The 14,571-nt window shown below is 40.5% G+C and carries 17 protein-coding genes; all 17 read right to left on the bottom strand.

All coding sequences use genetic code 11. From position 1 onward, the window contains the following. Positions 1–18 precede the first annotated feature (18 nt). The gene (gene rplN, locus HMPREF1535_RS12810; RefSeq protein WP_046146311.1) at positions 19–384 is read right to left on the bottom strand and encodes a 50S ribosomal protein L14; all 366 of its coding nucleotides are present in this window, start codon (positions 382–384) and stop codon (positions 19–21) included. Position 385: 1 nt separating this feature from the next. Further along, positions 386–643 carry a 30S ribosomal protein S17 gene (rpsQ, locus tag HMPREF1535_RS12805; RefSeq protein ID WP_009859539.1) on the bottom strand — a complete coding sequence of 86 codons (258 nt, stop codon included), beginning with the start codon at positions 641–643 and terminating at the stop codon, positions 386–388. A 9-nt stretch (positions 644–652) separates the two neighbouring features. After that, positions 653–850 carry a 50S ribosomal protein L29 gene (rpmC, locus tag HMPREF1535_RS12800; protein WP_009859540.1) on the bottom strand — a complete coding sequence of 66 codons (198 nt, stop codon included), beginning with the start codon at positions 848–850 and terminating at the stop codon, positions 653–655. A 5-nt stretch (positions 851–855) separates the two neighbouring features. Further along, positions 856–1,290 carry a 50S ribosomal protein L16 gene (gene rplP, locus HMPREF1535_RS12795; RefSeq protein WP_005634742.1) on the bottom strand — a complete coding sequence of 145 codons (435 nt, stop codon included), beginning with the start codon at positions 1,288–1,290 and terminating at the stop codon, positions 856–858. A 19-nt stretch (positions 1,291–1,309) separates the two neighbouring features. After that, positions 1,310–2,047, bottom strand: a complete 738-nt coding sequence (gene rpsC / locus HMPREF1535_RS12790) for a 30S ribosomal protein S3 (RefSeq protein ID WP_009859541.1) — start codon at positions 2,045–2,047, stop codon at positions 1,310–1,312. A 6-nt stretch (positions 2,048–2,053) separates the two neighbouring features. Further along, positions 2,054–2,464, bottom strand: coding sequence for a 50S ribosomal protein L22 (gene rplV, locus HMPREF1535_RS12785; RefSeq protein ID WP_046146310.1), 411 nt, complete (start codon positions 2,462–2,464; stop codon positions 2,054–2,056). Between the two features lie 53 nt (positions 2,465–2,517). Then, positions 2,518–2,787, bottom strand: coding sequence for a 30S ribosomal protein S19 (gene rpsS / locus HMPREF1535_RS12780; protein ID WP_005634738.1), 270 nt, complete (start codon positions 2,785–2,787; stop codon positions 2,518–2,520). Between the two features lie 20 nt (positions 2,788–2,807). Beyond that, positions 2,808–3,632 carry a 50S ribosomal protein L2 gene (rplB, locus tag HMPREF1535_RS12775; RefSeq protein ID WP_009859543.1) on the bottom strand — a complete coding sequence of 275 codons (825 nt, stop codon included), beginning with the start codon at positions 3,630–3,632 and terminating at the stop codon, positions 2,808–2,810. 8 nt (positions 3,633–3,640) lie between these two features. Next, positions 3,641–3,934, bottom strand: coding sequence for a 50S ribosomal protein L23 (rplW, locus tag HMPREF1535_RS12770; protein ID WP_009859544.1), 294 nt, complete (start codon positions 3,932–3,934; stop codon positions 3,641–3,643). Between the two features lie 11 nt (positions 3,935–3,945). Beyond that, positions 3,946–4,575 (bottom strand): 50S ribosomal protein L4, encoded by a 630-nt coding sequence (rplD, locus tag HMPREF1535_RS12765; protein ID WP_009859545.1) that lies wholly within the window; start codon positions 4,573–4,575, stop codon positions 3,946–3,948. Next, positions 4,575–5,192, bottom strand: coding sequence for a 50S ribosomal protein L3 (rplC, locus tag HMPREF1535_RS12760; protein WP_009859546.1), 618 nt, complete (start codon positions 5,190–5,192; stop codon positions 4,575–4,577). The genes rplD and rplC overlap by 1 nt, the downstream gene beginning before the upstream one ends. Before the next feature lie 21 nt (positions 5,193–5,213). Continuing rightward, positions 5,214–5,519, bottom strand: coding sequence for a 30S ribosomal protein S10 (gene rpsJ / locus HMPREF1535_RS12755; RefSeq protein WP_005634728.1), 306 nt, complete (start codon positions 5,517–5,519; stop codon positions 5,214–5,216). A gap of 21 nt (positions 5,520–5,540) precedes the next feature. Continuing rightward, positions 5,541–7,670, bottom strand: a complete 2,130-nt coding sequence (fusA, locus tag HMPREF1535_RS12750; protein ID WP_046146309.1) for an elongation factor G — start codon at positions 7,668–7,670, stop codon at positions 5,541–5,543. Between the two features lie 29 nt (positions 7,671–7,699). Further along, positions 7,700–8,176 carry a 30S ribosomal protein S7 gene (gene rpsG, locus HMPREF1535_RS12745; protein ID WP_009859548.1) on the bottom strand — a complete coding sequence of 159 codons (477 nt, stop codon included), beginning with the start codon at positions 8,174–8,176 and terminating at the stop codon, positions 7,700–7,702. Positions 8,177–8,330: 154 nt separating this feature from the next. Then, positions 8,331–8,732, bottom strand: a complete 402-nt coding sequence (gene rpsL, locus HMPREF1535_RS12740; RefSeq protein ID WP_009859549.1) for a 30S ribosomal protein S12 — start codon at positions 8,730–8,732, stop codon at positions 8,331–8,333. A 437-nt stretch (positions 8,733–9,169) separates the two neighbouring features. Beyond that, on the bottom strand, positions 9,170–12,652 hold the full coding sequence (locus tag HMPREF1535_RS12735; protein ID WP_148499112.1) for a DUF6383 domain-containing protein: 3,483 nt from the start codon (positions 12,650–12,652) through the stop codon (positions 9,170–9,172). A gap of 551 nt (positions 12,653–13,203) precedes the next feature. After that, positions 13,204–14,562, bottom strand: coding sequence for a VapE domain-containing protein (locus tag HMPREF1535_RS12730; protein ID WP_046146307.1), 1,359 nt, complete (start codon positions 14,560–14,562; stop codon positions 13,204–13,206). Between the last annotated feature and the right edge of the window lie 9 nt (positions 14,563–14,571).

Below are 14,571 nucleotides of genomic sequence, written 5' to 3'. Positions count from 1 at the left end.
TACCTTAAATTTTACGAATTAAAGTACTTCAGGTGCAAGTGAAACAATTTTCATATTTGTTGCACGAAGTTCTCTGGCAACCGGACCGAAGATACGGCTTCCACGAATATCACCACCGGCATTCAACAACACGCAAGCGTTATCATCGAAACGGATGTATGAACCATCCTGGCGACGGATTTCCTTTTTAGTGCGAACAATGATAGCCTTAGAAACAGCACCCTTCTTCACATCACTTGACGGGATTACACTCTTAATTGCAACTACAATTACATCCCCAACAGTGGCATAGCGTTTTCTTGTACCACCTAAAACGCGAATACATAATGCTTCTTTTGCACCACTGTTATCTGCTACTACTAGTCTTGATTCTTGTTGTATCATGTTACTTAGCTCTTTCGATTATTTGAACTAATCTCCATCTCTTTGTTTTGCTCAAAGGACGAGTTTCCATAATTTTTACGGTATCACCGATATTGCACTCATTCTTTTCGTCGTGAGCATGATATTTCTTCGTTTTGTTAACGAACTTACCATAAATGGGGTGTTTTTCCTTCCATTTAATAGCAACAGTGATGCTTTTATCCATCTTGTTGCTAGTAACCACGCCCGTTCTTTCTTTTCTTAAATTTCTAGTTTCCATCAGGCTCAATTATTTGTTGTTAAGTTCTCTCTGGCGCAATTCTGTTCTCATGCGCGCAATCATCCTGCGTTGTTGTTTAATCTGTGCAGGGTTGTCTGTCGGAGAGATAGTGTGGTTAATAACCTTCTGATCGTAGGCAGCAACCTCAGCATCTACTCTTTCAAGCAATTCTTTTGTGCTTAATTCTCTAATTTCTGCAATCTTCATAACAATTACGCATTTTGATTAGCCATATCATAATCACGTCTCACAACAAATTTCGTTGTTACCGGAAGCTTCTGTGCAGCTAAGCGCAAAGCTTCTTTCGCAATATCAAAGGGAACACCTTCAATTTCGAAAATCAGACGACCTGGAGTAACAGGCGCAACAAAGCCTTCCGGGTTACCTTTACCTTTACCCATACGTACTTCGGCCGGTTTCTTTGTAATAGGTTTATCCGGGAAAATCCGAACCCAAACCTGACCCTGACGTTGCATATAACGAGTTACCGCGATACGGGCAGCTTCAATCTGGCGACCGGTAATCCATTTATTCTCTAACGCTTTTATACCGAACGAACCGAATGCCAGCTGGTTGCCACGTTGAGCTTCACCCTTCATGCGACCTTTCTGCTGTCTTCTGAACTTGGTTTTCTTTGGTTGTAACATCTCTTCTTAATTCTAACGTTTAACGATTAGCTTTTTTTCTCTTGAAGTTCTTATCTCCTCTGTTGCCACCGGCATTGTCATTTCTGCGGCCTGAATCTTTAGAGGCTGTGAATGAAGGAGCAAGATCTCTCTTACCATAAACTTCACCACGGCAGATCCATACCTTGATACCCAGCAAGCCAACTTTCGTCAACGCTTCAGCCAAAGCGTAATCGATATCTGCTCTCAGAGTGTGTAACGGAGTTCTTCCTTCTTTGTACATTTCAGAACGAGCCATTTCAGCACCGTTCAAACGACCAGATACTTGCACTTTAATACCTTCTGCACCCATTCTCATGGTAGAGGCGATAGCCATCTTAATAGCACGACGGTAAGCAATTTTTCCTTCAAGTTGACGAGCAATATTGTTTGCAACAATGACTGCGTCTAATTCGGGTCTTTTTACCTCAAAGATGTTGATCTGAACTTCTTTGTCGGTAATTTTTTTCAACTCTTCTTTCAATTTATCAACTTCCTGACCACCTTTACCGATGATGATGCCCGGACGTGATGTGCAAACTGTTATTGTGATCAACTTAAGCGTACGTTCAATAACGATACGAGATACACTAGCTTTAGCAAGACGAGCATTCAAGTATTTACGGATTTTGCTATCTTCCAGCAAAGTATCTCCGTAATTTTTGCCGCCATACCAATTGGAATCCCAACCACGGATGATTCCTAAACGATTACTAACCGGATTAACTTTTTGTCCCATCTACAATTAATTTTGACTATCGTTTTTACTAAGTGTATCAACAAACAAGGTTACATGGTTCGAACGTTTACGAACTCTGTATCCTCTACCCTGGGGAGCCGGACGCATTCTCTTCAATGTTGTAGCGCAATCTACGCTGATTGAAGAAACAAACAACTCACCAGTTTCTGCTTTACGTTCATTTTTCTGCTCCCAATTGGCAATTGCTGAACGGAGCAATTTTTCTACTCTTGCTGCAGCTTCCTTGTTAGAAAACTTCAAAACACCAAGTGCACGGAATACTTCCATACCACGGATCATGTCTACAACGAGACGCATCTTACGCGGAGAAGTAGGTACGTTACGCAACTTTGCGAAGTACATGGTCTTTTGGGCTTCTTTTCTTGCTTCAGCTGATATTCTTTTTCTAGCACCCATTTTTATTGATTCTTTTTATTTTCAGATTCCTGAATTCCTGTTACTACCGATAATTATTTTTTCTTGTTACCGGCGTGACCACGGAATGTACGAGTTGGTGAAAATTCTCCCAACTTGTGACCTACCATATTTTCGGTTACAAAAACAGGAATAAATTTATTTCCATTATGAACTGCAATAGTATGGCCTACAAAGTCAGGCGAAATCATTGAAGCTCTTGCCCATGTCTTAACTACGGCTTTCTTTCCTGACTCATTCATAGCCAAGACTTTCTTTTCCAGCTTTACGTTAATATACGGGCCTTTTTTTAGTGAACGACTCATAGTTTACTTAATTAATCAGATTATTTCTTTCTTCTTTCAATAATATACTTTGAAGAATGCTTCTTCGGAGCTCTTGTCTTCAAGCCCTTAGCATACAAGCCTGTACGAGATCTTGGATGACCTCCGGAAGCACGACCTTCACCACCACCCATTGGGTGATCAACCGGGTTCATAACAACACCACGGTTGTGAGGACGACGACCTAACCATCTAGAGCGACCGGCTTTACCTGATTTTTCAAGACCATGGTCTGAATTACCTACACTACCAATTGTAGCCTTACATGCAGCAAGAATCTTTCTGGTTTCGCCAGAAGGCATCTTAATAATTGCATAAGCACCTTCTTTAGAAGTCAACTGAGCAAAAGCACCAGCAGAACGTACCATTTTGGCACCCTGTCCGGGACGAAGCTCAATATTATGAATAATAGTACCAACGGGAATATTTGCCATAGGCAAAGTATTACCTACCTCAGGAGCGGCATCGCTACCTGAAACCACTGTCTGGCCAACTTCCAAGCCGTTCGGAGCGATAATATAGCTCTTTGCTCCGTCAGCATAATACAATAAAGCGATACGAGAAGTACGGTTTGGATCGTACTCGATAGACTTTACTGTTGCAGGAATGCCATCTTTATTTCTCTTGAAGTCGATAATTCTGTACTTTTGTTTGTGACCGCCACCAAGATAACGCATTGTCATCTTACCTGTGTTGTTACGACCACCAGTACTGCTCTTACCTACCACAAGAGACTTCTCTGGTGTACTTGCAGTGATTTTATCAAATGCACCAATAACTTTGTGTCTCTGCCCCGGTGTTGTGGGCTTTAATTTACGTATTCCCATTTCTTTTTTTAGATATTACTAAAGAAATCAATTGTTTCTCCTTCTTTCAACGTTACGATTGCCTTCTTAAAAGCTGCCTGTTTACCATTGATAATACCTGATTTTGTATAACGGCTTTTCTGCTTGCCGGAGTAGTTGATGGTGTTAACATCAACTACAGTTACATTATACATATCCTGTACAGCTTTTTTGATCTCCAACTTGTTGGCATCAGGAGAAACACGAAAACCATAGCGATTAGCCATTTTTTCAGTAATCGCTGTTTGCTTCTCTGTTACTATAGGTTTAATAATAATTCCCATTTCCTTACTCCTTATGCATTAAAAAGTTTTTCTATAACAGCAACAGAACTTTCAGTCAAAACCAAATTAGCTGCATCAAGCACTTTGTATGTGTTTAATTCAGAGGCTGTTATAACATTTGTCTTTTCTAAATTACGAGCCGACAAATATACAAAATTATTTTTCTCCGGTAAAACCATAAGTAACTTTTTATCAGCCACTTTCAGGTTTTTAGCAATTGTTACAAATTCTTTAGTCTTCGGAGCTTCCAGAGCGAAATCTTCTACAACTACAATTGCATTATTTTTAGCTTTATAAGCCAAAGCAGACTTACGAGCCAGACCCTTTACCTTCTTGTTCAATTTGAACTCATAATCTCTCGGTTTCGGACCGAAAACGCGAGCACCACCAACCAATACAGGAGAGTTGATATCACCACGACGGGCTCCACCACCACCTTTCTGACGGATCAGTTTGCGTGTACTACCAGAGATCTCACTTCTTTCTTTCGATTTGTGAGTACCCTGACGCTGGTTTGCCAAATACTGCTTTACATCCAGGTAAATGGCATGATCATTGGGTTCAATGCCGAAGATAGCATCGTTTAAAGTTACCTTTCTTCCGGTATCTTCACCTTTAATATTAAATACGCTCAGTTCCATTACTTTTCAATTAATACGATTGAACCTTTTGCTCCTGGAACAGATCCTTTAACCAATAAAAGATTATGTTCCGGCATTACCTTGATCACTTCCAGGTTCTGAACTGTTACACGTTCATTACCCATCTGTCCGGCCATACGCATGCCCTTGAATACCTTTGCAGGGTATGAACAAGCACCGATACCACCGGGAGCACGCAAACGGTTATGCTGACCGTGAGTAGTCTGACCTACACCACCGAAACCATGACGTTTTACTACACCCTGGAAACCTTTACCTTTTGATGTACCAACTACATCAACGAAACCTGCATTTTCCAGATAATCCACAGTGATCACATCACCCAGATTGTATGCAGTTTCAAAATTCTTGAACTCGGCCAAGTATCTCTTGGGAGTTACACCGGCTTTCTTGAAGTGGCCCATTTCCGGCTGAGTTGTATGTTTCTCTTTTTTGTCTTCGAAACCCAACTGTACAGCTTCATAGCCATCTTTTTCCAAAGTCTTAATCTGTGTAACAACACAAGGACCCACTTCGATAACAGTGCATGGAAGATTTTTTCCCTCGGCACTGAAAACGGATGTCATTCCGATTTTTTTTCCTAATAATCCTGGCATTTCACTTAATTTTTAAATAACTCACACTTTAATTTCTACTTCAACACCGCTGGGTAATTCCAGCTTCATCAAGGCGTCAACTGTTTTTGCAGTTGAGCTGTAAATGTCTATCAATCTTTTGTAAGATGACAGTTCGAACTGCTCACGAGATTTCTTATTAACGAAAGTAGAGCGGTTCACAGTAAAGATACGTTTGTGTGTAGGCAGAGGAATCGGTCCGCTAACAACAGCACCTGTAGCCTTTACCGTCTTCACGATCTTCTCGGCAGACTTGTCTACCAGAGAATAATCGTAAGACTTTAATTTAATTCTGATCTTTTGGCTCATATTGTTATATATGTTTCTAAATTATTTGATCAAATCAGCACGACCCTGTACTTCTGTCAGTACCTGCTTAGCAATAGAAGAGGATACCTGAGCATAGTGAGAGAACTGCATTGAAGATGTTGCACGACCTGAAGTGATAGTACGCAGTGCAGTAACATAACCGAATGTTTCAGCCAAAGGCACTTTCGCTTTTACAACACGTGCACCAGTACGGCTTGTTTCCATACCTTCTACCTGTCCACGACGTTTGTTCAAGTCACCGATAACATCACCCATGCTTTCTTCCGGAGTAACAACTTCCATCTGCATGATCGGCTCCATCAAAGCAGGACCTGCCTTTTCTGATGCGCTCTTGAATGCCTGGATAGCACAGATTTCGAATGACAACTGGTCAGAGTCAACCGGGTGGAATGAACCATCGATCAATGTAACTTTCAGCTTATCCAACGGATAACCGGCAAGAATACCGTTCTTCATTGCTTTTTCGAAACCTTTCTGTACTGAAGGAATAAATTCCTTAGGAATGTTACCACCCTTTACTTCATCAATAAACTGAAGTGTTCCTTCGAAGTCGGCAGCAGCCGGTTCGATACGAACGATGATATCAGCAAACTTACCACGACCACCAGACTGTTTCTTATAAACTTCGCGAAGTTCAACAGATTTAGTGATAGCTTCTTTATAAGTAACCTGAGGTTTACCCTGATTACATTCAACCTTGAATTCACGACGCAGACGATCAACGATGATATCCAAGTGAAGCTCACCCATACCGCTAATTACAGTCTGACCTGTTTCTTCGTTAGTCTGAACACGGAAAGTAGGATCTTCTTCAGCCAGCTTAGCCAATCCCATACCCAGTTTATCCAGGTCTTTCTGAGTCTTAGGCTCTACTGCGATACCGATAACCGGGTCCGGGAATTCCATAGATTCCAGTGTAATCGGATGTGCTTCGTCACAAAGAGTATCACCAGTACGGATATCTTTGAAACCAACACCAGCACCGATATCACCACAACCGATAGCTTCCATCGGGTTCTGCTTGTTTGAATGCATCTGGAACAGACGAGAAATACGTTCTTTCTTGCCTGAACGAGTGTTGTATACATAAGAACCAGCCAATAAAGAACCTGAATATACACGGAAGAAACACAAGCGGCCTACATACGGGTCGGTTGCAATCTTAAATGCCAATGCAGTCAACGGCTCTTCGAACAACGGTTTACGCACGACTACAGTATCAGGATCACGTGGGTCTGTACCTTCGATAGCTTCTGCATCAGCAGGGCTAGGCAGGTAAGCACAAACAGCATTCAATAAAGTTTGAACACCTTTGTTCTTGAAAGAAGAACCACAGATCATCGGATTGATCTGCATAGCGATAGTACCTTTACGGATAGCAACTCTGATTTCATCTTCTGTAATAGTTGCAGGATCATCAAAGTATTTTTCCATCAAAGCATCGTCGCATTCAGCCAGAACTTCCAACATCTTATCTCTCCATTCTTCAGCTTCATCCTTCAGGTCTGCCGGAATTTCTTCAACAGAATATTCAGCACCCATAGTTTCGTCATGCCAAAGGATAGCCTTCATTGTTACCAGGTCGACTACACCTTTGAAAGTTTCTTCTGCACCGATAGGTATCTGAATAGGACAAGGATTAGCACCCAATACATCCTTCACCTGACGAACTACTTCAAAGAAGTTTGCGCCGGAACGGTCCATTTTATTTACATAACCAATTCTGGGTACATTATATTTATCAGCCTGACGCCATACTGTTTCAGACTGAGGTTCTACACCTCCAACCGCACAGAATGCAGCAACTGCACCATCCAGAATACGCAGTGAACGTTCTACTTCAACAGTAAAGTCCACGTGTCCCGGGGTGTCAATCAAGTTGATTTTATATTTGTCATTAGCGTAATTCCAGAAAGTAGTAGTCGCAGCAGAAGTGATAGTGATACCACGTTCCTGCTCCTGCTCCATCCAGTCCATTGTTGCAGCACCGTCGTGAACCTCACCAATTTTGTGAGTCAGACCTGTGTAGAAAAGGATACGCTCAGAAGTCGTAGTCTTTCCTGCATCAATGTGCGCCATGATACCGATGTTTCTGGTATATTTTAATTGTTCGTCAGCTTTTGTTGCCATCTTTCTTTTATTCTCCTAAATTTGCTAAATTAAAATCTGAAGTGTGCGAATGCACGGTTAGCTTCAGCCATACGGTGCATATCTTCTTTTCTTTTGAATGCGCCACCCTGGTTGTTGTAAGCATCTACAATCTCTGCAGACAACTTATCAGACATAGTCTTACCACCTCTCTTGCGTGAGAAGATAATAAGGTTCTTCATAGAAATTGATTCTTTACGATCGGGGCGAATTTCAGTAGGTACCTGGAAAGTAGCACCACCAACACGGCGTGACTTCACTTCGACTTGGGGGGTAATATTGTCGAGTGCAGCTTTCCAAATTTCGAGAGCAGACTTTTCCTCGTTAGGCAATTTAGCCTTAACGTTTTCCAGAGCGGAATAGAAAATTTCGAAGGCAGTATTTTTCTTGCCATCATACATTAAATGGTTTACGAATCTCGTAACCTTTACATCACCGAAAACAGGATCCGGGAGGATCTGTCTTTTCTTTGGTTTTGCTTTTCTCATTTTGTTTTCAAAAATTTCGTTTTTGTCTTTGGTTGCCTTTTAATTTTGTCTTCAACGGTTCCGCTGAACCATTTACTCAACCTTGTAGCCTATCCAAATAACTCAAACCAGCTTTAATACTTAAATTTAAATTCTCAGTTTGAAAGGGTGATTTTTACTTCTTTCCTTTTGCTGGAGCAGCACCCGCTTTTGGACGTTTTGCACCGTATTTAGAACGACGCTGAGTACGACCATTAACGCCAGCTGTATCCAAGGTACCACGTACAATGTGATAACGTACACCAGGAAGATCCTTTACACGACCACCACGTACTAATACGATTGAGTGTTCCTGCAAGTTGTGTCCTTCTCCCGGAATGTAAGAGTTTACTTCTTTACCATTTGTCAAACGAACTCTCGCTACTTTACGCATTGCAGAGTTAGGCTTTTTCGGGGTTGTAGTATAAACACGTACACAAACGCCACGTCTCTGAGGACAAGCATCCAATGCAGGTGATTTACCTTTTACCACCAAAGTTTCCCTTCCTTTTCTAACTAATTGCTGAATTGTAGGCATTTCTTTTCTTTTTTAAACTTTGAATGTGTTATAATTTTATTTATCTCTTTTTTCTATTTCAGGCTGCAAAGATACGCATTATTTCCGTATAACCAACGAGTTACATCTGTTTTTCTGCATAATCTGCGCTAAAAACGGTGCAAAGTTACATAATAGTTCCCGTTTGTTTCTGTTCTACAACATGTGAATTCAAACTATTTATTATTATTTAACACGAAGCCCCGCCGGCTTAAAACCAACGGGGCTTGTCTTGTGTCTGTTTTCTCTCTTCACAAAGGTACTGACAGAAGAACTTTATTTTATTACTTTAGTATTAAAAACTACTTGTTCACCTCTCACAGGCTACTTAGTCCAGCTGTGTATTATAACTCATATAACCAAACTACGTAGTTCTAATTATTTGATTGTTTAAAGAAGGAAGAATCCTTCTCTAATTCTTATTTTACGATTGCTTTTACTGCTGTTTCACCTTCAATAGCTACTACAACAATACCAGCAGGAGCATTTACCTCAACATCATTAGATGTAGCGATTGTTTCAGCGATTGCCTGTCCCAACAAGTTGGTAATCTTAACAGACTTACCAGCTGCATTCAATACCCTAACAGAACCTTTAGCTGCAATTATGCTAATTTCAGATGTTGAAGAAATAGATTCGTTATCTGTTGCTATTTCACCTTCAGCATCTTTCAGACTAAATACCTGAGCCTGCTTAACAAGTTCCTCTACCTTAGCTTCATCACCATCATGGCTACCGCCAACTTCTTGTGTAGATTTCGCCAATACAGGAACACCATTTTCAATCTTCACCCAAGCACCCTTGAATGAACCGATACCAGATACACCTGCCAAATTAGTTTCAAGTAAGAAGTCTTCACCATCATCTGTAATCTTACGCAAAGAGAACAAGCAATTTGCATGAACATCTTTAGTCAGAGTTGTCGGTACAAGTTTTGTATTATCACTGAAATCAGCTGGAGCTATTACGCCATATTCCTTGCTTAAAGAAGCTAATGTATAACCCTTTCCGGCATTTACCTGATAGAATACGCCATCTTTGATAACACCTTCCATAAAGGCCAAACGAGTATATACATTATTATACATATAAGCATTGTCAGTTGAATCATTCAGATTAACCAAGAAACGTCCATACAAATATCCCTTATAATCAACCGGTTCAAAATGTTCACCTGAACAAGTAGGATTGTATCCGTGTTTATCACACCATTTACCATTCTTTACAGTATCAACAGCAACACCTAACATATATTGCGGCATATGTTCACCACCTATTGCATGCAAATACAGAGCTGTTGTGTAATTTTCACCCGGTTTAAAGTCTGTTCCAGTACCTATTCCTAAGAAGTTGAAACCATTCGTTGAATTTTCATACAAACATTCGGTAGAATTACCTTGTCTTTCACGATAAATCTTAACAGTTTTACCGCTCAAATCATCAACATTTTGATACAAATCACGAGAAGCATCAACCAATGCGAAAGCATCGATATCATCAGTTACATAGTTTCTCAAATTGATAGAAGTCATGTGCTGAACACCATCACCCAAAGCAACACGAGTAGCATTGTTCAATACCAATGTTCCAGTCGTAAATGTGCTGCCAACCGTATCTATCAATGTGTAATATTCATTATCAGCATCTTTCTGATCGCTCTTCAAATAGAAGATAGCATCTTTTGCATTGTTTGCAGCTGCCTGTTCTTTTGTATAAGCTTTGTAATATGTGCGTTTTGTACCATCAGCCTGAGTGATTTCTGCTAAATACACATAGCAACTATCATTATCGATCAAGTTTGCATCTCTAACTTTCAACTTATAAACATATTTCTTCAAATCACCATTAGTACCAAAAGTCACCGGACTCGCACCAACCTGTTCTACCTGGAAGTAAGTAGAAGAACCATCAGCTGTAGCAATAAAGTTCAAATCACTATTTACAGCTACAAAAACATCCTTACCTCCGGTAATATTGTTTGAAGCATTGTATTTCAGTTTGAACTCGCTAAATTTCTGATCGTCTGCCGTTACATATTTATAACCATGATACGGATTGGCGATAATATCAGCAGCAGCAGCACCATCTTTTGCTACAACAGTTGTGATATCAAAGGCATCTTTGTTGTACAGTGGTTTAGTCGATGCATTATCGATAGAAACATTATATTTGTTGTCAATGATAAATATCTTACCATTAGCATCTTTATAAAGCTGACCGGCAAATACTTCATTTGTAAACTCACGGTTAGCGATCTTTACAGGAGAAGTAGCATCACCTTCGCAACCGATCTTCTCAACATCCCACATAGTAGCAGGCAGATAAGTAAATTTCTGAGCTTCTGTCGGAACATCATACTGAGTCCAATCAACGAAGTTAGCAACAACATACTTACCGTTAGTCATGATATAATTCAAACCTTCGGTCAAAGTTACACGCTGTAACCATTTAGAAGACAAGTCTCTGCCATCAAAGTTAAATTTCGGAGTTGTTACAGATGTACCATCATTGTTATAAGCAGTTAAAGCTGTCGTATTACCTAACTCTACTAAAGTTACAACAACACTATCCTGAGCGGCATCACGTAAAGCCGTAGTAGGCTGATTATCTGCTGCCAAGAATGCTCTTCTGTTATTATAATAAGAGTTGTAGGCAATGCCTTTATTTCTCCATTCATAATTACCACTTACAGAAGCCATAGGCAGAGCATTCAACGGTTCGATAACCAAGCTATCAGTTGATGCATAATAAGTAAACTTATACAAGAAACGTGTAGCAAGAATTGTATCACTCAAAGAAGATGCAGCTTTATCATAAGCACTAAACTTGAACGGTACATAATCGTTGTATCCTGCTGCAGGAACAGAGTCAACCATCATATACTTAGTTGCATCAGCTTTGCTCTGAAGCGCTACATACAGATTCAAACTGTCAGCACTGTTCAAACCTAATGTATCCTGAGCAAACTGATCAGAAACAGCTGATACTCCAGCAGAAAAATTAACAGGAGCTTTCAAGAATGCATCTGCTGAAACAGCCTTAAATTCACCACTGATAAATTCAGAGGCAATTGTAGGATCTGCAGAAGATTTCAATTTAAATGTACCCTCTGCATTAAAATCAACCAACGTGTTTAAAGCCAAAGGATCCAATACAAGCGGAGAAGCCAGTCTCGGACGTAATTTCAAGGCATCAGTAATAGCACTTACACCAGTTGCACCAACTACTGTTCTCGGATATTTAACAGCTACTACCTGATCTTTGTCATTCAGCTGCATTACCATAACAGAGTCATTGCTTGCACCAAAATAAGCAAACACTGCTGTCGGAGTAGAAATAGCAGCACCATTATTAGTTGCACTGTTATACCACTGCCATTTGTTCTGGCAACCATTCAAAATAGTTGAGTCTGCATTTGCCACACTCAGATTAGCTGTTGCAGAAGCTAATACATTACTGTTAGTTGTCTGATCATCAAAAATCAGGTCAACACCTGTTTCAGCATTTGTAAAAGTAAATTTAGCACCGCTAACGCCATCGGCTGCGTCTACTTTTACTCTCCATAAAGAGTAGTTCAGAGGAGCTTTGCTGATAGAATCCATTTTCAGGTAAAGAGCACCTGTTTCTTTATCGCGCAATTGCACCAATACACTGTCACCTGCAGCATTTGATAATTGATACAAAATGTTACCGGCCGTATAATCTTTAATCTCGGTAACATCAAAAGGGTAAGTTGGAGCTTTGTGCAAAGTATCTGCCATCACAAAATGTGAAAGGGTCTTCCAATCATAACCAAAATTGTCCGGCACATTGGCTGAAACTGAATTTTGAATCTGAGCAGAAGCACCAACTGCTGAACACAACATTGCGCCAACTACTAACGTAGAAAACTTTTTGTTCATAATCCTAAATTTAATATTAATACTAATGTTCTTAAAAGTCTAACTCGAGAACGTCTTCAAATGTTAATGACTAGCTAAAACGTTCCTTTTTTCTAGTCATCTTTTTATGGTTTGTGAGAAATAAAAGGCATTTCGTACAAACTTTGCTATTCGGTTGATAAGAAAGGATATAGGAAATAAAAAAAATAGCAAAAAAGGATTGCGCTTTCAAAAGTTATAATTAATTTTGTTGACTAGAAAAAAGGAACGTTTAAATTAGTCATTCATTTCGAGGCATTAGAGTGCACTATATTACTATATATCAAATATTTACATTGTATATATTTATAATATAGCCAAATGTTAATTCAGCATTTAATAATATATTAATGTACGTGTACATATATAATACAACAAATCACCTTTCAGGTTTCAGCCGATATATCACACTGATTATCAAGCCAAAACAATGAAAGATGATTTATCAAGAATCTTTCTCTTATCCAACCTCATTTTCCCCATTTTTCAGAGTCAAATGTTAATTGGCCCTTTTTACACCTTAAAAGACCATTTTACACCAGTGCTACCACCCTATAATAATTACCGGATTCGGTATGTTTCCGTTCAATCCCCAGGGAAGAAAGGAACTTTCCGAAATTACCTGCCGATACCGAGCGCATAGCTGCCGGATTATGCTTTTTCAACCGCTGGAAAATCTCCGCAGCAGAAAGCATCAATGCCTTCTCTCCATATTCGGCCGGACGAAAACAACTCCTGAACACATCTTCTTCAACAGGATGCTTGTAATACGATTCGTTGGCCGCCATGATCTCCGCTTCCTCTTCAGAAGTGAACCAATACCGTTCGCCGGCCAGTAATTCGGCTTTCAGCTGAGCATAAAGCTGACGATAATCAAGCGGAGAACAATCTATTTTATTTTCTATTTCAACACACAGGAACCGACGACTTCCAGTTGGATCGGTCAGCAACTCCTTCTGATTAGACGTTGCGATGAAAGAAGCGACACGGGGTAACGGACGATAATTTTTCTGGTGTGCTTTGCGAACACATGGATTGACAACCTGCATCAGGTTCTTCAACAATGCCATCTTGCGAGGAGTAAATTTATCAAATTCATCCATATTGATCAAGCCGAATTCCGTCAGCTTACATTCTGCCGCCGATTGGGCGGACAGATCGTAGCTGTCCGTATAATACCGCTGCAACTCACGGGGAAGCAATAATTTACAAAACGTAGACTTCTGTTTTCCCTGTGTACGACTGACTAATACCGGTGATACACTGTTTGCATGCAGCCGGTCTGTCTCCAACCATTGTGCCGCCATCCCCAACAACCAGCGATGAAAACATTTTACCCACAACGGAACAGAAGAAACCCTGCGTGCCAGGCTATCGATCCGGTCGATCCCATCCCAGTCCGGTAACTCATCCATATAAAGGCGGAACGGATGATATTCAGGAATGCTATCGGAAAACACATAACGCGACACATCCCTGTCCCAACAATCTATCCCTTGCTTTCGCGCTTCTATACAAAAACTGTTCAACTCGCGCTGCCCCACAGGCTGGAAGCAGGCTCCGGAAAGATTCCGCTTCCTGAATTCCGTCTCCGATGTCAGCTTGTTGAAACGGAGATCGTACTGTTCACCCAGAAACTGCTCCATTGCCATCATCGCCCGGGTCGCTTTTTGCAAAGGGGTATCCGTTGCTGCAAGGGGCACAACATTACCTGCATTATTCACACCCGACACTTCCTGCATCATTGTCGGGTGTTTTTCCGGTAGCTCTTCTGTTGCCACTACCGGCATCACCTCCGATACTGCATTTGTTATCACTTCCGTTTCATCCGAAAACCGTCCGTGCATCACCAGGTCACACAGCTTTTCAATAAGATTTTTAATCGCATTCATATTCGTTTT

Origin of the sequence: Parabacteroides goldsteinii DSM 19448 = WAL 12034 (assembly GCF_000969835.1) — a bacterium.
In the GTDB taxonomy this organism is placed as follows: Bacteria; Bacteroidota; Bacteroidia; order Bacteroidales; family Tannerellaceae; genus Parabacteroides; species Parabacteroides goldsteinii.
This window is presented reverse-complemented; position numbering and strand designations above follow the sequence as displayed.

Excerpts from the sequence above, each read along its gene's own strand:
- rplC (WP_009859546.1), bottom strand. The coding sequence starts at position 5,192 with ATGCCAGGATTATTAGGAAAAAAAATCGGAATGACATCCGTTTTCAGT.
- rplV (WP_046146310.1), bottom strand. The coding sequence starts at position 2,464 with ATGGGTGCTAGAAAAAGAATATCAGCTGAAGCAAGAAAAGAAGCCCAA.
- rplN (WP_046146311.1), bottom strand. The coding sequence starts at position 384 with ATGATACAACAAGAATCAAGACTAGTAGTAGCAGATAACAGTGGTGCA.
- rpsS (WP_005634738.1), bottom strand. The coding sequence starts at position 2,787 with ATGAGTCGTTCACTAAAAAAAGGCCCGTATATTAACGTAAAGCTGGAA.
- rplW (WP_009859544.1), bottom strand. The coding sequence starts at position 3,934 with ATGGGAATTATTATTAAACCTATAGTAACAGAGAAGCAAACAGCGATT.
- rplP (WP_005634742.1), bottom strand. The coding sequence starts at position 1,290 with ATGTTACAACCAAAGAAAACCAAGTTCAGAAGACAGCAGAAAGGTCGC.
- rpsC (WP_009859541.1), bottom strand. The coding sequence starts at position 2,047 with ATGGGACAAAAAGTTAATCCGGTTAGTAATCGTTTAGGAATCATCCGT.
- rpsG (WP_009859548.1), bottom strand. The coding sequence starts at position 8,176 with ATGAGAAAAGCAAAACCAAAGAAAAGACAGATCCTCCCGGATCCTGTT.
- rpsQ (WP_009859539.1), bottom strand. The coding sequence starts at position 643 with ATGGAAACTAGAAATTTAAGAAAAGAAAGAACGGGCGTGGTTACTAGC.
- rpmC (WP_009859540.1), bottom strand. The coding sequence starts at position 850 with ATGAAGATTGCAGAAATTAGAGAATTAAGCACAAAAGAATTGCTTGAA.
- HMPREF1535_RS12730 (WP_046146307.1), bottom strand. The coding sequence starts at position 14,562 with ATGAATGCGATTAAAAATCTTATTGAAAAGCTGTGTGACCTGGTGATG.
- fusA (WP_046146309.1), bottom strand. The coding sequence starts at position 7,670 with ATGGCAACAAAAGCTGACGAACAATTAAAATATACCAGAAACATCGGT.
- HMPREF1535_RS12735 (WP_148499112.1), bottom strand. The coding sequence starts at position 12,652 with ATGAACAAAAAGTTTTCTACGTTAGTAGTTGGCGCAATGTTGTGTTCA.
- rplB (WP_009859543.1), bottom strand. The coding sequence starts at position 3,632 with ATGGGAATACGTAAATTAAAGCCCACAACACCGGGGCAGAGACACAAA.
- rpsJ (WP_005634728.1), bottom strand. The coding sequence starts at position 5,519 with ATGAGCCAAAAGATCAGAATTAAATTAAAGTCTTACGATTATTCTCTG.
- rpsL (WP_009859549.1), bottom strand. The coding sequence starts at position 8,732 with ATGCCTACAATTCAGCAATTAGTTAGAAAAGGAAGGGAAACTTTGGTG.
- rplD (WP_009859545.1), bottom strand. The coding sequence starts at position 4,575 with ATGGAACTGAGCGTATTTAATATTAAAGGTGAAGATACCGGAAGAAAG.